At 63.8% G+C, this 19,040-nt stretch carries 15 protein-coding genes, 1 tRNA gene and 1 other RNA gene; 11 read left to right on the plus strand and 6 right to left on the minus strand.

Features of this window, described 5'->3' with window-relative positions; genetic code table 11:
* Positions 1-47: 47 nt before the first annotated feature.
* Complete coding sequence (locus J3A64_RS14870; RefSeq protein WP_011773425.1) at positions 48-443, minus strand: MarR family winged helix-turn-helix transcriptional regulator; 396 nt, start codon at positions 441-443, stop codon at positions 48-50.
* Positions 444-540: 97 nt separating this feature from the next.
* On the opposite strand from J3A64_RS14870, the gene J3A64_RS14875 reads away from it, so the two are divergent.
* Positions 541-1,983 (plus strand): MFS transporter, encoded by a 1,443-nt coding sequence (locus J3A64_RS14875; protein WP_014920709.1) that lies wholly within the window; start codon positions 541-543, stop codon positions 1,981-1,983.
* Between the two features lie 45 nt (positions 1,984-2,028).
* Positions 2,029-2,949, plus strand: coding sequence for an oxygenase MpaB family protein (locus J3A64_RS14880; protein ID WP_014920708.1), 921 nt, complete (start codon positions 2,029-2,031; stop codon positions 2,947-2,949).
* Between the two features lie 80 nt (positions 2,950-3,029).
* Here J3A64_RS14880 and J3A64_RS14885 read toward each other — a convergent pair whose 3' ends face one another.
* Positions 3,030-6,503, minus strand: a complete 3,474-nt coding sequence (locus J3A64_RS14885; RefSeq protein WP_210064701.1) for a bifunctional proline dehydrogenase/L-glutamate gamma-semialdehyde dehydrogenase — start codon at positions 6,501-6,503, stop codon at positions 3,030-3,032.
* Between the two features lie 123 nt (positions 6,504-6,626).
* Between J3A64_RS14885 and J3A64_RS14890 the strand changes: the two genes are divergently transcribed.
* Positions 6,627-7,553 carry a LysR family transcriptional regulator gene (locus J3A64_RS14890; RefSeq protein ID WP_210064702.1) on the plus strand — a complete coding sequence of 309 codons (927 nt, stop codon included), beginning with the start codon at positions 6,627-6,629 and terminating at the stop codon, positions 7,551-7,553.
* Here the strand turns inward: J3A64_RS14890 and J3A64_RS14895 are convergent.
* On the minus strand, positions 7,550-8,593 hold the full coding sequence (locus tag J3A64_RS14895) for an acyltransferase family protein (RefSeq protein WP_286140247.1): 1,044 nt from the start codon (positions 8,591-8,593) through the stop codon (positions 7,550-7,552). The two genes, J3A64_RS14890 and J3A64_RS14895, sit on opposite strands and share 4 nt — an antisense overlap.
* 190 nt (positions 8,594-8,783) lie before the next feature.
* Positions 8,784-8,868 (minus strand) — tRNA-Ser (locus J3A64_RS14900).
* Between the two features lie 305 nt (positions 8,869-9,173).
* Here J3A64_RS14900 and J3A64_RS14905 point away from each other — a divergent pair.
* The 5 genes from J3A64_RS14905 (at position 9,174) to J3A64_RS14925 (ending at position 14,148) form a co-directional block, all read left to right on the plus strand.
* Complete coding sequence (locus tag J3A64_RS14905; RefSeq protein WP_014920704.1) at positions 9,174-9,497, plus strand: hypothetical protein; 324 nt, start codon at positions 9,174-9,176, stop codon at positions 9,495-9,497.
* 206 nt (positions 9,498-9,703) lie between these two features.
* An RNA gene (gene ffs / locus J3A64_RS14910) (signal recognition particle sRNA small type) lies at positions 9,704-9,800 on the plus strand.
* A 33-nt stretch (positions 9,801-9,833) separates the two neighbouring features.
* A complete protein-coding gene (locus J3A64_RS14915) occupies positions 9,834-13,007 on the plus strand; it encodes a DNA polymerase III subunit gamma and tau (RefSeq protein WP_083773620.1) in 3,174 nt (1,057 codons plus the stop codon).
* Between the two features lie 33 nt (positions 13,008-13,040).
* Positions 13,041-13,640, plus strand: coding sequence for a recombination mediator RecR (recR, locus tag J3A64_RS14920; RefSeq protein ID WP_011773417.1), 600 nt, complete (start codon positions 13,041-13,043; stop codon positions 13,638-13,640).
* Positions 13,641-13,680: 40 nt separating this feature from the next.
* Positions 13,681-14,148, plus strand: a complete 468-nt coding sequence (locus J3A64_RS14925) for a dihydrofolate reductase family protein (protein WP_286176346.1) — start codon at positions 13,681-13,683, stop codon at positions 14,146-14,148.
* Here J3A64_RS14925 and J3A64_RS14930 read toward each other — a convergent pair.
* The gene (locus J3A64_RS14930) at positions 14,090-15,181 is read right to left on the minus strand and encodes a hypothetical protein (protein ID WP_286176347.1); all 1,092 of its coding nucleotides are present in this window, start codon (positions 15,179-15,181) and stop codon (positions 14,090-14,092) included. The genes J3A64_RS14925 and J3A64_RS14930 overlap by 59 nt on opposite strands.
* Before the next feature lie 124 nt (positions 15,182-15,305).
* On the opposite strand from J3A64_RS14930, the gene J3A64_RS14935 reads away from it, so the two are divergent.
* The 3 genes from J3A64_RS14935 (at position 15,306) to J3A64_RS14945 (ending at position 18,252) form a co-directional block, all read left to right on the plus strand.
* Entirely contained in the window at positions 15,306-15,833 is a 528-nt protein-coding gene (locus J3A64_RS14935; protein ID WP_286176348.1) for a DUF427 domain-containing protein, read from the plus strand.
* Between the two features lie 316 nt (positions 15,834-16,149).
* Positions 16,150-16,656 (plus strand): mannose-binding protein, encoded by a 507-nt coding sequence (locus J3A64_RS14940; RefSeq protein ID WP_210064705.1) that lies wholly within the window; start codon positions 16,150-16,152, stop codon positions 16,654-16,656.
* 249 nt (positions 16,657-16,905) lie between these two features.
* Positions 16,906-18,252 carry an aspartate kinase gene (locus J3A64_RS14945; RefSeq protein ID WP_011773413.1) on the plus strand — a complete coding sequence of 449 codons (1,347 nt, stop codon included), beginning with the start codon at positions 16,906-16,908 and terminating at the stop codon, positions 18,250-18,252.
* A 131-nt stretch (positions 18,253-18,383) separates the two neighbouring features.
* Here J3A64_RS14945 and J3A64_RS14950 read toward each other — a convergent pair whose 3' ends face one another.
* Positions 18,384-18,986: a TetR/AcrR family transcriptional regulator gene (locus tag J3A64_RS14950; protein ID WP_143711600.1), complete on the minus strand. Its 603-nt coding sequence runs from the start codon at positions 18,984-18,986 to the stop codon at positions 18,384-18,386.
* Between the last annotated feature and the right edge of the window lie 54 nt (positions 18,987-19,040).

The following is a 19,040-nucleotide window of genomic DNA, read 5'->3' on the forward strand; positions in this document are numbered from 1 at the left end:
GGTTGGCTCAGTTTTGGCTCAAGAATCTTGAGCTTTGCGTCCGCAGGTTAAGAGCCGAGGTTTTCCTTCAGCAGGGCACGGTGTTCGACGGCGGCATTGGCGTGAAGTGCGCGGCCCGCCTCAGTCAATTCCAGGAAGAGGGAACGGCGATCGTCGGCGCAGGTTTCGCGTGACACCAGCCCTGCTTTTTCCAGCCGATCCACCACCTTTGACACAGCACTCTGGGTCATGGGGGTGCGCTCCCCCAAGGCCTTCATGCGGCACGCGGACTCTTCGCTCTCGGCCACGAGGTCCAGGATTTCGAACTCGTTGAGGCCAATGTCGAACTTGGCTTCGAGGGCGCGGTCGATCGCTCCTGCGGTGCGGAAGTAGGAGTTCTGGATGCTGCGCCACTGTTCCACCAATTGGCGGTCATGCAGTTGACGGTCACGCGTCGTTGCCATGGTCCGATTCTAGTTCATCACGGCGTTAGAATCCACGTCATAAGATGACGCATCATATTCCTTGTCATTGAATGACGCGTCATGTACATTCGAATCCATGACATCACCCACCACCCTCAAAACCTCAACTGAGCCGCCTTTGGTTTCAGCCGTTCACTGGACACGGGCCCAGTGGCTGCTGCTCATGGTTGTGTGCACCGTCCTGGCTTTGGACGGGCTGGACGTCTCCATGGTCGGCGTTGCCTTGCCGTCCATCGGACAGGAGCTCAACCTCGGAACGGATTCCCTGCAGTGGATCGTTTCCGCATACGTTCTGGGCTACGGGAGCCTCCTGCTCCTTGGTGGCCGTCTCGCCGATCTGTTGGGCCGGCGTCGAATCTTCCTCATTGCGTTATCCGTCTTCGCCGCCGCCTCGCTGCTAGGCGGGCTGGTGGACGACCCCGCCATCCTGATCGCCACACGGTTCATCAAGGGACTGGCCGCCGCGTTCACCGCACCCACTGGCTTCTCCATCATCACCACCAACTTCGCGGAAGGCCGCGAGCGCAACAAAGCGCTGTCCATCTTCACCACGTTCGGCGCCAGCGGTTTCTCGCTGGGCCTGGTGGTGGGCGGCCTGATGACCAGCCTGAGCTGGCGTTGGACGTTCCTGGTTTCGGTGCCCATCGCCGTCGTCGTTGTCTTCCTGGGCATGAAGTTCATTCCCAAGGACAAGCCGTCAGCGGAGAACAGCGGGCACGATATCTGGGGCGCCGTGACCCTCGCACTGGGCATGCTCGGCCTGGTATACACCTTGGTTTCAGCACCGGAGCAGGGCTGGGGATCTGTGGCAACAATCGCCGGATTCGCAGTTTCCATCGCCGTGCTGGCAGCCTTCGCGGTAATTGAGAACAAGGTCAAGCATCCGCTGATCCGCTTCAGCATCCTCAAAGAAGGCTGGGTTGCACGGGCCAATCTCAGCGCGGTGGGGCTCTTCGGCTCCTACCTCAGTTTCCAGTTCATCGTCACCATGTACCTGCAGTCCGTGCTGGGTTGGACGCCGCTGGGAATGGCCCTAGCGCTGCTGCCGGCAGGTCTGTTGGTGGCCACAAGCGCGCCGTTCGCGGACCGGCTCATTGAAAAGTTCGGCGCCACGCAGCTGATTCTGACAGGGCTCACGGCCCTTGGTCTCGGCTATGTCCTGTTCCTCCGCGTGGGCACCACACCCAATTACGTGCTGGACATCCTGCCGTCGGTGGTCCTGCTGGGCATCGGATTCGCTCTGGCTTTCCCGTCCATCAACGTTCAGGCGACGGCCGGGATCAAGGATTCGGAGCAGGGGCTGGCTGCCGGGTTGATCCAGACCAGCACACAGGTAGGAGCCGCCTTGGTTTTGGCGGTCACTACGGCGCTGGTGAGCGGTCACGGCCAGGCAGCCGGAACCGTCAGCGCCCAAGCCATGCTGGAACAGTACCGTCCGGGCCTCATCCTGAGTGCCGCCGTCGCCATCGCCGCCCTGCTGGTGGCCGCAGCACCATCCCGGCGACGAGTCCGCACCTGACCCCGCACGTTTTTCCCCTGTACACCGGCGCAATTGCGAGGTCTCATGGGATTTATGAGGAATTACCTCACGGAGTACAGGCACGAACTGCAGCGCACCTTCACAGGAACGTCGGGCACGCCTCCGGAGTGGGTGCCGCGCCTCGCAGAGGGGAACGACGCCGGCTATCACCTTCCGGGGTCGGCCGTCTGGGCGGTTCACGGCCACGTGGCCACCATCGTGGCGGGGATCAGGGTCCTGTTGATGCAGGCCCTGCACCCCGGCGCGCTGGCAGGGGTCTACGAGCACTCCGGTTTCCAGAAAGACCCGCTCGGCCGCCTGGCGAACACGGTCCGATGGATTTTTACGGTGACGTACGGTTCCACGGAGGCAGCCGAAGCAGCCACCGCCCGTGTGCGGAAGATCCACGAGCGCGTGCGGGGGACGTACGTGGACGGCAACGGTGTCACGCGCGAGTACGCCGCCAATGATCCGGAACTCCTGCGCTGGGTTCACGTCACCTACGCCGACTCCTTCATTACCGCCAACCGTATTTGGGGCCGGCCCATCCCCGGCGGGCCCGATGCCTACGTTCGCGAGTGGGCAGCAGCAGGGCGGCTGATGGGAGTTGAGAACCCGCCCCTCACCGAGGCCCAGGTCCACCAAGAACTTGAGCAGTGGTACGCCTCCGGGATACTTCGGGCTGATGAGCGACTTGCCGAGACGGTGTCCTTTATCCGCTATCCACCTCTCAGCCCGCTGCTCAAGCCGGGTTACAGCATCCTGTTCGCGGCCGCCGTCGCAAGCCTCGAACCCAGGTATCGCGAGATGCTGGGTATTCGCCGCGCCGGCTTGGGTCCGCTTCCTTTGCCCGTGATCACAGCCGCCCGGGCCGTCCTGGGCATGGTCCGGTTTGCCCTGGGCTCCCACGGGCCCAGCGAGCAGGCTGCCCGGCGGAGGTTGCAGAGGCTCGGGTACGCGGCCTGAGCGTGGCCTTCGCCGAGGGGTGAGCTCTCACCCCTTTCGCGGGGTAGTAACGCCGAAAGCTAACCCCTCGGCGAACGGTCCTAGATCAGGTGATCCGACAGGTGGTTCGGGGTGCCGAAGCGGTGGGCAGTGATGGACACGGCCTGCTCGCGGAGGAACGGCAGCATCTCGATCCGGCCGGCCTGGGTCACAGCACCGTGGTAAACCGCGACATCCGGACGACCACCCATGGCTGCGCTCAGCGCGGCGAAGTCGCCCCCGATCAGGCGGATCCGTCCGGCGTCGAACTTGGCTGCACGGGCCAGCCACGCGGCGTCGTCCTCGATACGGACGCTGACGCCCAGGTTCGCGAACACGGTAACCACAGCGTCAGGAAGTACGACGGCGGAGCTCACCTTGAGCGCCGAACCTGCCACTGCGCCGGCTGCTACAACGCGCAGCAGCTCAGCGAGCCGCTCGCCTTCGGAGAGGCGGACCGTGACGGGGAGGGAACGGTAACGGAAGACGTTGCGCTCTGCGGAAAGGGCGGAGACGTCCTTGCGGGTGCCGAACTCGGATTCCCACGCTGCGGCATCGCTGAAGAGCGACTGCTGGAGGGTCTGGAGTTCCTCGGCGGTCACGTCCGCAGACTTGGCGGCGGTGAGGATTTGTGCGGCAGCGCCCTGAAGTACGGTGCCGCGCTTGGCCTTGGCCTCGGCGGGAAGCCAGCTGCCCAGGCCGATCAGGTAGTTCGGTCCACCGGCCTTGGTTCCGGCGCCCACGGCCGACTTCTTCCATCCACCGAACGGCTGGCGCTGGACGATCGCACCGGTGATGCCGCGGTTGACGTACAGGTTTCCGGCCTGGATAGTGTCCAACCAGACGCCCATTTCAGCGGAGTCCAGTGAGTGGAGGCCGGCGGTGAGGCCGTACTCGATCTCGTTCTGGATGGCGATGGCTTCCTCGAGGGTCTCCGCGGTCATAACACCCAGGACCGGACCGAAGAACTCGGTCAGGTGGAAGTAGGAGCCACGCTTGACGCCGGAGCGGATGCCCGGAGCCCACAAACGGCCGGTTTCGTCGAGGCGCTCGGGCTTGATGGCCCACGTTTCGCCGTCGCCCAGGGTGGTGAGGGCGTTGAGGAGCTTGCCGTTGGCCGGCTCGATGATCGGCCCCATCTGCGTGGTGGCGTTCTCCGGGTAGCCCACGGTCAGTGAGCGTGCGGCGTCGATCAGCTGGTTGTGGAAGCGTGCGCTCTTGGCCACCGAGCCCACCAGGATCACCAGCGAGGCAGCCGAGCACTTCTGGCCTGCGTGGCCGAATGCCGAATACACCACGTCCTTCGCGGCGAGGTCCAGGTCGGCACTCGGGGTGACGATGATGGCGTTCTTACCGGAGGTCTCCGCCAGCAGCGGCAGGTCCTGGCGGAAGGAACGGAACAGCTCAGCGGTTTCGTAACCACCGGTAAGGATCACGCGGTCAACGCTGGGGTGCGAAACCAGCTGGGTGCCGAGCTCACGCTCTTCAAGCTGCACCAGTGCCAGCACTTCGCGCGGCACACCGGCTTCCCACAGGGCATCCACCATGACCGAACCGGAGCGGCGGGCCTGCTTTGCAGGCTTGATCACGACGGCGGAACCTGAGGCGAGCGCTGCGAGCGTTGAGCCTGCGGGAATCGCCACCGGGAAGTTCCACGGCGGGGTCACCACGGTGAGGTTGGCTGGGACGAACGTGGCGCCGTCGACCGTTTCCAGGTCCTTGGCACGCTCGGCGTAGTAATGCGCGAAGTCGATCGCTTCGCTGACTTCGGGGTCGCCTTGGTCGATGGTCTTACCGGTCTCGGAAGCCATGACCTCCAGGAGTTCCGCGCGGCGGGCTTCGAGGACCTCGCCGGCGCGGTGCAGGATGGCTGCACGCTCGGCGGCGGGGCGGGCGCCCCAGGCCTTGCCGTGGTCTACGGCGGTGGCGATGATGCGATCCAGCTGGGCAGCGTCGGAAACCTTGGTGGACTCCACGATCTTGTTGCCGGCGGTGGAACCGGGGATGCGCTTGAGGATGTCACGGCCCCAGGCTCGGTTTGCCGGGAGGGCCGGGTCGGTGTCCGGGGTGTTGGCGAAGCCTTCAAGCGGGGCAGGCTCGGCGGGGAGGCGGCGGTCCTGCTGGCGGTTGGGGCCGGGAACCGTGTCCGTCATGCCTGCCAGGGAGTCCAGGAAGCGCTGCTGCTCGCGCTTGAACAGGGCTTCGTTTTCGCTCAGCTCAAACACTGCGGACATGAAGTTTTCCTGGCTGGCGCCTTCTTCGAGGCGGCGGATCAGGTAGGCGATGGCGACGTCGAACTCGCCCGGGTGGACCACCGGTGTGTACAGGAGGAGGCTGCCCACGTCCTTGCGGACTGCGGTGGCCTGACCGGTTGCCATGCCCAGGAGCATCTCGAATTCAATCGCTCCCTGTCCCTGCTGGGCAATGCCCCGCTGCTTCGCCAGCAGCCAGGCGAAAGCGACATCGAACAGGTTGTGGCCTGCCACGCCGATGCGGACTGCGTCAATGCGCTCCGGGGTGAGGGCGTAGTTGATGACGTTCTTGTAGCTGGTGTCCGAGTCCTGCTTGGTGCCCCACGTAGCCAGCGGCCAGTCATGCAGCGAGGCTTCAACCTGTTCCATGGGAAGGTTGGCGCCCTTGACCACGCGGACCTTGATGGGTGCGCCACCCTGGGCGCGGCGTGCCGAGGCCCACTCCTGCAGTTCCTGCATGGCGCCGAGGGCGTCCGGGAGGTAGGCCTGGAGGACGATGCCGGCCTCAAGGTTCTTGAATTCGGGCATGTCAAGGATGCGCTTGAACACCGCAATGGTCATGCTGAGGTCCTTGTATTCCTCCATGTCCAGGTTGATGAACTTGGGCTTGGGGAAGGACGCGGCAAGGCGGTAGAGCGGGGTGAGCTTCTCCACCACGTGGTCGACGGCTTCGTCGAAGGCCCACGGGGAGTGAGGTGCCACGGTGGAGGATTCCTTGATGGACACGTAGTCCACGTCATCGCGGGCAAGGAGCTTCAACGTGCCTTCCAGGCGGCGCTGGGCTTCGTGCTCGCCCAGGACTGCTTCGCCGAGGAGGTTGACGTTCAGGTGCACACCGTCCTGGCGGATCTTGGCGATGGCCGGGCCGAGCTTGGCGTCGGTGGCGTCCACAATCAGGTGGCCCACCATTTCGCGGAGCACGCGGCGGGCGATCGGGATGACAACCTGCGGGACAATCGGAGCCATGACGCCACCCACGCGCACAGCGCTGCGCATGTACCACGGGAGGAACTTGGGCACCTTGGGAGCGAGCTCTGCGAGCTTGCGGCCGGCGACCGACAGGTCCTCGGGGCGGATGACGCCGTCGACGAATCCGACAGTGAAGTCAAGGCCGTTCGGGTCCTTCAGGACACCGGCGAGACGCTGCGCGGACACATCCACGGGGATCTTGCTGGCTTCGGTAAGCCAGTGGCGGACCAAGGCGATGGCTTCCTGAGCCAAAGCATCGAACTGCCCGGAATCCTGGGTGCGCGGGGCGGTGGCATCCGGGAGGGTGCTGGTCATGGGGGCTCCTTCTGAGACGGAGAAGTTTGTTTGTTTCCATCAGTATGGATCTACAATCACGTTAGGAAAAGCGATCTTTTCTGACGAATATTGATTACCCATCCCGAACCTTTGGAGGTCGTCTTGCTGGACGTCCGCAGGCTGCGTTTGCTGCACGAGTTAAAGATCCGCGGAACCCTCGCCGAGGTGGCCGATGCGATGCAATACAGCCCCTCATCAGTTTCACAGCAGCTCACGTTGCTGGAGAAGGAAGCCGGGGTGGAGCTGCTGCGAAAAGCGGGGCGTCGGGTGCAACTGACTCCGCAAGCGGAGATCCTCGTGGCCCACACCGCGGCGCTGCTGGAGACCTTGGAGCGCGCGGAAACCGAGCTCGCGGCGTCGCTCTCCATGGTGACCGGAACCGTGCGCTTGGCCGTGTTCCAATCCGCGGCACTGGCTTTGCTGCCCGATTTCCTCAGCATCATGCGCCAGGAGTATCCAGAGGTCCGCGTGGAGATGACGCAGCGCGAGCCCGAGACTGCACTCTACGAAACGTGGGCGCGGGACTTCGACCTTGTGGTGGCCGAGCAATACCCAGGCCACGCGGCCCCGCACCACAGCGGGCTGGACCGGGTAACCCTCACCAGCGACGCCATCCGGCTGGCCACTCCCCCCGTAGGACTTGGCGGCGAAACCGTAGCCACCCTCGCGGACACCGCCTCAATGCCGTGGGTCATGGAACCCCGCGGCGCAGCATCCCGGCACTGGGCGGAGCAGGCCTGCCGGTCCGCGGGCTTCGAACCGGACGTGCGCTACGAAACAGCCGACCTCCAAGCCCAGATCCGGCTCATTGAATCCGGGAACGCCGTGGCACTCATGCCGGACCTCGTATGGACCGGGCGCACCCGCACGGTCCAACTCCTGGACCTTCCCGGTCTCCCGGAGCGAACCGTGTTCACATCCACCAGAACGGCCGGCCGGATCCACCCGGCAATTCTGGCCTGCCGGGAAGTGCTGGAACGCGTGGCTGCCGCTCAGCAGAAAGATACCGAGCAGCGGGCTGACGGCTAACCCACCAGCCAGCGCCGGAGCGGCGACCGGAGCACCAGCAATGCGAGAGCAAAGGGCACCGCCAAAGCTACAACGGCGTCAAAGATCGATCCCGACGCAGGCGTGTTGAGCAGGTAGAGGAAGAACGCGTGGGTGAGAACCACCACCAGCCCGGCGGAGGCCAGCTGGATCGTCAGGCGATTCACCGCCGGGCTGACCATGCGGTACAGCGCTGCGAAGACGAGGATCAGTCCCAGGCTAATTGCAGAGGCGTTGACCACGCTCAGCGCGACTGTGCCGAAGTCGCCGTCCTTCATGTTCAGCGGCTGAACCACACCGCCGACCGTCAGGGCAACGCCAGCAAGTACCAGACCCACGCCCACGGCCGTCTTGTACCGGACGCGATGGACCATGGCAGGCAAAGCGCGTCCGACGAGAACGAACACCAGGCACGGCACCGCCAAGGCTATTCCTAAGGGCGTCTTTGCCATCACCTCCCCGGCAAAAACGCTTGCTGCCAGCCCAAGTCCAGCGATGATCCACGCCATCCAGGGCGGAAATCGCTCCAGCCAGCGGAACAGCACGGCCGTGAAAAAGAGGACCGGCACAAACCAGAACGCCGAATACGGGCGCACCGCGAACGCTCCGCCATAGACCGCATTTCGGAGTGCTTCGACGGGCAGGGATCCGCCACGCAGATACTCCACGGAAGCGAACGCGACACTGAGGACGGCCAGCCACGCAACGTACGGGACCAGGAGCGTCTTGGAGCGGCGGGTGATCTCATCCCGCACCGTCCGGCCCGACTTCCACAGATAGCCCGTCAGGATGAAAAATACGGGGACATGCCACGCAAACAGGGCATCGGTGAACGGCCCGGATGTCCAGACATGACCAACCACTACGGCTGCGATACCGGTAAGCCTGATGGCGTCCAGATCCGCCGCCCGAGCCCGGTTCGACGGGGCCGCACTGTGCCGGTTCGACGGGGCCGCGCTGTGCCGGTTCGGCGGGACTGCAAGGTGCCTGCCCCGGACTCTTCCTACACTGAAGTCCGACACCGGATCCCCTCTGGTTGCGAGCAAGTCCAAGCAATCCTAGGAGGGCATAAAGGTCCGGCCAAGCACGTCATAGGACAAATGGTGCGCTGGGAATGAGCGGGACGTGATGCGGGAAACCGTCATGGCCGGACTCGGGTTTCGGGCAAAGAGAAAGGCTCCGGGATCAGCTGGATCCCGGAGCCTTTTTCGGCGGAGAATGGGGGATTTGAACCCCCGAGGGCGTTAACCCAACACGCGTTCCAGGCGTGCGCCATAGGCCGCTAGGCGAATTCTCCTTGCTTCCGATTCGAAAGCAGATACTACTGTACCTGAGAATTTCGGCATCGTGTAATCGGGCTGATTTGCCACGCCGAAGCACCCTCGGAGAAGCGGTCGTTAACGGAAAAATGGACGCCCCCAACGCGCCCATTCTTGCGGTATCACCGTTGAGCTGCCGGGTCCGGCCCCTCGCTCCCAGGCCCCGCAGCTCACAACCTTGAGATTGCCCCAATCGGTGTACATACCCATGGTCCGCTGCAGTCCCTCGTTTTGCAATGGTTGAGACCTGTTTGTAGCCGAAGTTTATTGACAGGATGTCCTTATGGCTCAGCTGCATGCCCTCGTTGTCTACGTTCCTGAGACGCATATCGAGGAAGTCCTCCTGGCCATTGGCGACGCAGGCGCCGGGAGAATCGGCGACTACTCCCACTGCGCCTTTACTTCACCAGGCACCGGCCGCTTCACGCCTCTACCGGGAGCACGGCCAGCTATCGGTGAGGTGGGGATCGAGGAGCAGGTGCCCGAAACCCGGGTTGAGTGCGTTGTTCAGGAGGACATGCTCGACGGCGTTGTGCTGGCTCTGCGGGCCGCGCACCCATACGAGGAGCCGGCTTTCATGACATGGCCGGTGAATGGCTGGCGGTGACGGGGAGACCGCCAGGACACGAACCCCACCCACTCCCCACTACCCATCCCGCACCATAGCCACACCCGTTCCGACGAACCTCTCCTGCAGTACGACGATTACCAGCCAGCCCCGACAAAATGAGAAGGCCAGCCAAACGCCGTCGAGCCTTATCCACAGCCCTTCGAGCCGATTCGAACCCCAACCCAAGTTCGGGTAAGCTTGTCGACGGCCCCTCATGTGGCGTCATCCTGTTGAACTCCCCCAGGACCGGAAGGTAGCAAGGGTAGATGGGCTCTGGCGGGTGCATGAGGGGTCACTTATTTAAATGTCAGTCTCTATAGGTAGGTTTCACTTGTGACTGTTACAACTGCCCTGTATCGAAGGTATCGCCCGGACTCTTTCGCGGACGTTATCGGGCAGGAACACGTCACGGAGCCGCTGATGACGGCGCTCCGCAAGAACCGTGTGAACCACGCCTACCTCTTCTCCGGCCCCCGCGGTTGCGGCAAAACCACCTCTGCGCGCATTCTGGCCCGCTGCCTTAACTGCGCCGAGGGCCCCACTGACACCCCCTGCGGAAAATGCCCCAGTTGCATCGAACTTGCACGCGGCGGCTCCGGCTCGCTTGATGTCATAGAGATCGACGCCGCCAGCCACGGTGGCGTGGACGACGCCCGCGATCTCCGCGAGCGCGCAACGTTCGCCCCGGTGCGTGACCGCTACAAGATCTTCATCATTGACGAGGCCCACATGGTCACGTCTGCCGGCTTCAACGCGCTGCTCAAGATTGTTGAAGAGCCGCCGGAACACATCAAGTTCATCTTTGCCACAACCGAGCCGGACAAGGTCATTGGGACCATCCGCTCGCGGACGCACCACTATCCCTTCCGGTTGGTGCCGCCCGAGCCGCTGATGCAATACCTTGAGCTGCTCTGCCAGCAGGAGAATGTTCCTGTCGCTCCCGGCGTACTTTCGTTGGTCATCCGCGCGGGTGGCGGTTCTGTTCGTGACACCCTGTCCGTCCTGGACCAGCTCATGGCTGGCGCGGGACCCAACGGCTTGGACTACGAGCTCGCTGTTGCGCTGCTCGGTTACACGCACGCTTCCTTGCTGGACGACATCGTGGATGCCGTGGCTGCCGCGGATGCTGCCACCGTATTCCGCGCGGTGGACCGAGTCATCCAGACCGGTCACGACCCCCGGCGCTTCGTCGAAGACCTGTTGGAACGCTTCCGCGACCTCATCATCGTCCAGGCCATGCCCGAGAGCGCGCAGGCCATCCTTCGCGGCATGCCGGCCGATCAGATCGCTCGGATGCGCAACCAGGCAACCAACTTGGGCGCAGCCGAGCTGTCCCGGGCAGCCGACGTCACAAATACCGCGCTCACCGAGATGACCGGGGCCACGTCCCCGCGTCTCCACCTCGAGCTGTTGTGTGCCCGCATCCTCCTGCCCAGCGCCGAACAGACGGAGCGTGGCATCGCTGCCCGCATCGACCGCGTGGAACGTCGCCTGAATTACACGGGCGACGGCGGTGCTCCGGCTGTTGCTGCCGCCCCACCGGCGGCTGCAGCTACTACGCCAACGGCTTCGCCGGTAGCCCCGACGACGCCCGCTGCCGCCCCTGCGCCTGCGCCTGCGGCCGCTGTTGTTGCGTCGGCCGATGCCCAGCCAACGCCCGCTTCGGCTCCGGCGGTTTCCGAGCCGTCCGCTGAAGCAGGATCACGCGACGCCATCACGGCACCGCGAGTCTCCACCAACGATTGGCCCGTCGAGGACCGTCCGGCTGCCGGCCGCTCCCCCCAGGCTGCCGCATCCCACGCTGCTTCAAGCCAGCCGCAGCCGGGGTCGGCATCACCACAGCAAACCCAGCCTGTTCAAGCTCCTACGCCTCCTCCCTCGCAGGAGGCTGCCCCGCAGGTTCAGCCGACAGCCCCGGTGCAGGCAGCCCAGCAGCCACCTGCCCCCACTCCGCAGCCTGCTGCTGCAGCTTCGGTTTCCGGTGGCAGCGGCGACGTAGAGGCCCTGCGTCGCGCATGGCCTGACGTCCTGCAGACCTTGACCAAGATCAAGCGCAGCACCTGGGCACTGGTGGAACCGAATGCCCAAGTTGCCCAGTTCGATGGCCAAGTGCTGACTTTGGCTTTCACAACAGGCGGCCTTGCAGGGGCGTTTGGACGCGCGGATCATTCCGAGAACCTTCGCCAGGCGATCCACAAGACCATCGGCATCGACTGCCAGATCGTCGCCGTGGCTGGCGGCAACAGCTCAGCGAGCTCTGAGCCAAACCCAAAAGCACCTACTAGCCGGGAAACTCCGGCTGCTGCATCGTCAGCAGGCACCCCCGCGAACCCCACTTCGCCGCCTGTTGAATCAGCTCCTGCACCAGCCCCGGTATCAGCGGTCGACTCTGCGTGGGGGCTGGCACCAGCGGCAGCAGCATCGCCAGCTCCAGCAGCAGTACCCGCGCCAGAAGTCCCGGCTGCCCCGACGCCGGCCGCGCCAGCACCCGCCCCGGCGGCAGCATCGCCGGCAGCACCCGCACCCGCCGCCCCCGCGCCAGCCACTTCGGCACCCGCCGAGCCATCCACGGATTACTCGTACCCTGACGACGATTGGGGTCCGCCGCTCGACGAGGATGCCCCGCCTTTGGATGAAGAGCCTCCGGCGGATTGGGAACCCCCGTCGGGATACGGCCGCACGGGCTCACAGCCGGCTACGCCGGCCCCCGCCCAGTCCCCGGCAAGCGGATCACCTTCCTCGAGCCCGTCACCGACGGCGCCGCGAGCATCAGCAGCGCCGGCCCAGGCCGTCCCTTCTGCCACCGCTTCCACAGCGGCAAACCCTGCGGGCATCAACGGGTCCGACGATCCATGGTCCCGCGCGGTGGAGCAGGCTCCTGGGACGTGGGTTGTGGGCACGGAGTCCAACGTGGGCAAGCGACCCCTCGACTCTCCTGAAGAAAGCGCACCCGCAACGGACGCCCCGGACTATGAACCGGCGGCGGCGCAGGTCCCGGAAACACCCTCCGGAACTTACGGCCACCCAACCAATGCCGAACAGAACCCAAGCTCCAGCTGGGACGTCGCACCGGCGTCGAGCTGGCCGGGAACGCAATCCATGCCCGACCCTGCCGGCAGCAGCGACACGGCCGGCAGCGTCCCGGTAACCAGCGGCGCCCCGGCTGCCAGCAACGCACCGGCAACCTGGCCATCCTTGGCTACGCAACCCGAGGAGTCGCATGGTTCGGTTGCGACGCTTGAGGAGGGTGCGCCGTCGAGCAGTCCAAATGGCCGGCAGAGCTTGTACCAGCGGTTGACGAACAGCCCCGAAGCCCAGGCCGGCCGTGTGCAGGCCCCGGTGCGGACTCAGGCGAAGCCGGAGTCAGTCCCGGAGGACATTCCCAGTCCGGAAGATGAAACCATCGAGGAATCCCGGGTCTTTGGGCGGGCTGCGGTGGAGCGTATTCTGGGCGGAAAGCTGATTGAAGAGCGCGCCTTGGACGGTTCTCCCCTACAACCCCGCTGACTCCAGCACTGATTTCAAACTAATGAGGACATTGTGTACGAAGGTGCAGTTCAAGAGCTGATTGATGAGCTCGGCCGGCTTCCCGGTGTGGGCCCTAAATCGGCGCAGCGCCTGGCGTTCCATATCCTTGAGGCAGATCCCGAGGACATGAAGCGTCTTGTCACGGCTATCACCACGGTCAAGGAACGCGTGAAGTTCTGCACTGTCTGTTTCAACGTGACCGAGCAGGAAACGTGCAATATCTGCCGGGATCAGCGTCGTGATCCGTCGGTCATTTGCGTCGTTGAGGAGTCCAAGGACGTCTTGGCCGTCGAGCGCACACGGTCCTTCCGCGGGCGCTATCACGTGCTGGGCGGGGCCATTAATCCCATCGCCGGCATCGGGCCGGAACAGTTGCGCATCCGTGAACTCCTCACGCGCCTCAACGACGGCGCCATCCAGGAAATCATCATCGCCACTGACCCGAACCTTGAGGGCGAAGCTACGGCAACGTACCTTGCCCGCATGCTCAAGTCGATCGGGATCACGGTGACACGGCTGGCGTCGGGCCTCCCCGTGGGTGGAGACCTTGAGTACGCGGACGAGGTCACCTTGGGCCGCGCGTTCGAGGGCAGGCGCAACGCGCTGTTGTAGTCTCGCAATCACAACATCAACCGTCAAACGCACGGGGACCATGTTCGACACCGTCGTGATGGGCTGGAACACCTACGCTGTTGGACTGCCGGTGGGCATGACAAGCCCGTATCAGCACCTCAAACAAGTGGTGTTTTCCCGGACACGGACCGAGTCGGACGTACCCGGCGAGCACCCGAACCTGAAAGTCACGGATGAAGATCCGGTAGAGGTTGTTCGCCGGTTGAAGTCCGAGCCCGGCCAGTCGATTTGGCTTTGTGGCGGCGGGCAACTGGCAACGCAGCTCGCGGGTGAAATCGACCGGCTTGTGCTCAAACGCAGTCCGGTGCTCTTTGGCGACGGCATCCCGCTGTTTGCGCCCGGCACCTACCAGCCCAGCGCCTTCAATGAGGTTTCGACGACGGCGTTCGGCTCGGGAGTCGTCATTTCTGAGTACGCTCGGAGGCAGCTCAGCCAGGACCCGAACCAGCCGCCGCCCGGCGGTCAGCCAGCCAGCGTCCCGACATAATCGCCAGCGCGGCGAGTGCTGCCTGCAGTACCAAGCCCGTCAGCGCCACAGGCATGGATGGAGCAAGGCCGTCGCTTGATTCCCCGCTAAGGCACGGGACTTCGCGTGACGGACCGTCGGCGGCCCATTGCAGTCCGGACAACATCCATCCAATCGGGTTGTCCGTGGGCGCCAGTTCCCCGCCCACGCTGCCCAGGAGCAGGGCAGGGTTGGTGGTGGCCAGCCAGGCAACCCGATCCGTGTGCGCCACCTCAACCGGACGAAGATTGCCAACGCATTCATAGGCAGTGATCCTTCCGGAGTCGTCCCGCTCCACGTTCACCGGCACGGATGCCTGACCCGTACCTGTGGTCGCGGGCAGCAACAGGACCGTGACCGCCACATTTCCTATGCAAAGGAAAGCCATGAGCACCACAGCCAAAACCCCTGCCGGCATGACCTTGGCGAAGCATCTCCGTGAACCAGCACCGATCAGCCCGAAGAGGGCTACTTCAAGGACAATGACGACGACGGCGGCACCGGCCAGCGCGATCGGCCCGCCGACGTTGAAGCCCACCACCATCAGAACAGCGCAAGCTGGCACGGCCAAGGCCACCCCGCGCATGGCTCCTGCAAGCAGCAGTGAAGGGACGCTTCCGTTGGGATGCCGGAAGCCCCACACGGCGCCCAGCACGGCCGCTGAGAGTGCCAGAAATGCCGCCATCAATAAATGGACAGCATTGGCGACCCCGGCCTCAAACCCCCCGCTGGATTCTGCCCAGGCCACCAAGGCGGCGGCTATCCCCCAGGCGAGAGCAATCCCAAGTGCGCAGGCCAGCCAGAACCACCATGACGTGAAGGACTCCCGGGTGTTCCGCCACGCCTCGCCGGCAGTCACTGAGAAATTTCCAGAGGCGAGCGGCGGCCCCGTGCCTGGTTTCCGGTCGGTCACCTTGGACGGCTGATCATCGATCATCCCGCCGCCGATGACTTCATATTCGGGCTCGTTCCATCCCGGACCCGAACCGCCCGTATGGTCAGGCAAACCGGCCATCGCCGCTCACAAACCTCATGAGTTGGATGGTACGCCGGGCACGCCCCAACCGATACGCCGGGGCCCAGGCTTCGATGCACCGGCTTTCACGGGGAGATCCCAGCCAAGCGTGCCACCATGGGACATGGTCTCCAGTCGCAGTGTTTCCGGCGTCTTTCGGCGCCCCCGGCCCATCAAACCCAAGAAGGGACAGGAGTCGGTGTGGGACTATCCACGTCCGCCGAGGATCGAACCACGCTCGGAAAGGGTGGTTGTCCGGCTTGGGGGTCAGGTGATCGTGGACACCACTGACGCTGTGCGGGTTCTGGAGACAAGCCACCCGCCCGTCTACTACCTACCCTTTGATGCCTTCCCTTCCGGCGTGCTGGTTCCTCACGACGGCACGAGTTTTTGCGAGTTCAAGGGAGAAGCAAGCTATTTCGACGTCGTTGCCGGCGGTGTTGTCGTATCCCGCGGCGGGTGGACTTACGCGAACCCGGCCAGGGGTTTCGAGCCCCTCAGCAGCCGGGTGGCCCTCTACCCGCAACATATGGATTCCTGCGAGATCAACGGCGAGCAGGTGACATTCCAGCAAGGCGGCTTCTACGGCGGGTGGATCACTCAGCAGATAGTAGGCCCGTTCAAAGGCGGTCCGGCCACGTCAGGTTGGTGACGATTCGCCCTCTGTCATCCCGGCGCGCACTCGTGAAGTTACTGCGCCATTCACCTGCCGTAAACCGCGCAGCCGGCTAACCCTCCGGACGACTCCTCGGCCAAGCTCATCCACGGTGAGCGCGTCATGTAACCCTGGCGAGTCGCACTTCATTAAGTGGCGGCGTCCACGGCCCTCGTTCCCGGCGCTTTGCTGGCACGGGAACCACGCCTTGGGATGACTCGCCGAAGGTACAGCTCGGTGCAGGCATCGAGTGATGCTGACAAGAAACCTCTATCAGCAACCGCCGACGATCGATGGAGAACAGACCAGGGATATGAAGAAACAACTAACGCACCGCAAGAAGCTCGTCAGAAGGATCGGCTCAGGCGTACTGGCACTGGGACTCCTCAGCGCTGTCGGCGTCCAACCGGCAAGCGCTTATTGGGGCTATTCTTCGTGCACCCCCGGCAGCACCGGACAAACTCTCCAGTTCGCTTACTACAACGCCCCGAACATCACGTACCGGCCGGGCCAGTTTTGTCTGCTAAACGGACCGTACAAAGCCGTCTTCCAGACTGATTCAAACTTCGTTGTCTATAAGAACGGGGTCCCCCTCTGGCATACCCGAACCAACGGACGAAACGCGAGCATGCTGGCAGTTCAGGGCGACGGCAACATTGTCATGTACGGACAATCCATGAACGTGCTCTGGCAGACGAATACCTCTGGCCCAAGAAACTACGAGTTTAAGTTACTGCGGATGCAGTCGGACGGGAATCTTGTCATGTACACCCAGTATCCGTGGAGGGCTGTGTGGCAGACGGGCACTGAGGGCCGCTAACCCATCGCACAGACTGCGAAACCCCCACCCGTCGCGCCTCCTGACTCCTGGAGGCGTGGCGGGCCCGTGGCGTAGAGCTGTCCCGTTGTTACATACTCCCGGCGCTACAGCTGGTGGCCGCTATGTGGTCACAATTCCTGCCAGCCCTGCGCACGGCGATAAACTGGGAAAATAAGCTACGCTGGCGTGCTCAAATTTGGAATTTGGCATGCCGCGTTCGAACCCTATTGATGCAGTGAGGGTGCGCGCATGACTATGCCCACTACCGAAGTGAAGATCGAAGAGCTCTCCAACGAGGCTGCGATTACCAAGCAGCTGATCGTTCAGAAGTTCGGCGGTTCCTCGGTTGCAGATGCTGATGGCATCAAACGGGTCGCTCAGCGCGTCGTGGATGCGCAGAAGGCCGGCAACGAGGTTGTGGTTGTTGTCTCCGCGATGGGCGACACCACCGATGAACTCCTGGACCTTGCGGGTCAGGTCACGGACTCCGCTCCCGCCCGTGAAATGGACATGCTGTTGTCCGCCGGCGAGCGAATTTCCATGGCTTTGCTCGCCATGGCCATCAACAAGTTCGGCGCTTCCGCGCAGTCCTTCACCGGCTCCCAGGCCGGCATGATCACCGACGGCATCCACGGCAAGGCCCGGATTATCGACGTCGACCCCCACCGCATCCGCACAGCCCTGGACAAGGGACACATTGCGATCGTGGCAGGTTTCCAGGGCATGAGCCGCAGCACCAACGAGATCACCACCTTGGGTCGCGGCGGATCGGACACCACCGCTGTTGCGTTGGCCGCCGCACTTGAGGCTGATGTCTGCGAAATCTACACGGACGTGGACGGCATCTACACCGCCGACCCCCGCGTTGTGACCTCCGCCCAGAAGATCGACCGTATCTCCAGCGAGGAAATGTTGGAGTTGGCCGCTTCCGGTGCCAAGATCCTGCACCTGCGGTGTGTGGAGTACGCCCGCCGCTTCGGCGTGCCGCTGCACGTCCGCTCGTCATTTAGCCAGCACGAAGGCACTTGGGTCATCCCCGGCGCCGATGAAAAGTTCAACATTCAAGAGGGAGTTGCCTTGGAGCAGCCAATCATCTCCGGCGTTGCACACGACCGGTCCGAAGCCAAGGTCACCGTTGTGGGCGTTCCGGACATCCCCGGCAAGGCTGCCGCGATCTTCCAGGTGATCGCAGACGCGCACTCGAACATCGACATGATCGTCCAGAACGTGTCCACCCACGGCACCGGCCGCACGGACATTTCGTTCACCCTTCCCATCGTGGAAGGTGCCGACGCCCTTGCCGCCCTGCGTGCTGCTGAGGGCCAGATCGGCTTCGAGAGCATCGAATACAACGAGCATGTTGGCAAGCTCTCCCTCATCGGCGCGGGCATGCGTTCGCACCCGGGCGTTTCGGCCACGTTCTTTAAGGCCCTCTCCGACGCCGGCATCAACATCGACATGATCTCCACCTCGGAAATCCGCATCTCCGTGGTCACCAGCGCTGACGCCTTGGATGATGCCGTGCGCGCCATCCACAATGCGTTCGAGCTCGACGGCGACGCTGAGGCTACCGTTTACGGCGGCACTGGCCGCTAGAGCCACCAAGTCACAACAGCGGAAGGACCGGAGCAAGCGCTCCGGTCCTTCCTGCATTAGTTTGGTGGCACTCGAATTCGTTGAGGACGTGTCGCAAGCCCCTTCGCACAGCGAGGAGGAGCCCGGGGTAGCTATGCCTCCTTGGCTGCCGGCGCCAAAAGCACGTCAATGAGTTGCCGTAGCCCGTCCGCCATGTCCACGGACTTGTCGTAGAGCCACTGGAGTTGCAGGCCGTCGAACGCGGCAATCGTTAGCCGCGCAAGCATCACGGAGTCGACGTCGGTGCGCACCTCCCCTAAGGCCTGGCGCCGTTGGATGTCAGCGGCAATGTCCCGCACCACCGTCTCGTAGCGCTCTTTGAAATAGCTGTGGGAGTTGTGCCCGGGATCGTTGGCCGTGGCCGATGCCACTGCGTAAAGGGTGGTGAGGCCGGGCTCGCGCTCGTTCCGTTCCGCGATAGGCGGCATCAGGTTCAGCCCCACGTCCTCCTGGCCGCTGACTGCAATGGAGCGCCGGTCGCGTTCCGCCAGCACGGCAGTGAGGAGCTCTTGCTTCCCCTTGAAGTAGTGGAAGAGCGTGGCTTCCTTGACTCCCACAAGTTCGGCTACGCGCTTGAGGGCCGTTCCTTCAAAGCCTTCAGTGGCAAAAACATCAGTTGCCGTTTGGATGATCTGTTCACGGCGTTCCGCACCCTTGGCGTACTGGCCCCGGGCCCTCGAACTCGACGTAGACATCCGTTCAGTGTATTTCACCATCCCAAAACCTAGCTTCACTCGACTTTTTACGCA

Source organism: Pseudarthrobacter sp. PvP004 (assembly GCF_017876035.1).
In the GTDB taxonomy this organism is placed as follows: domain Bacteria; phylum Actinomycetota; class Actinomycetes; order Actinomycetales; family Micrococcaceae; genus Arthrobacter; species Arthrobacter aurescens_A.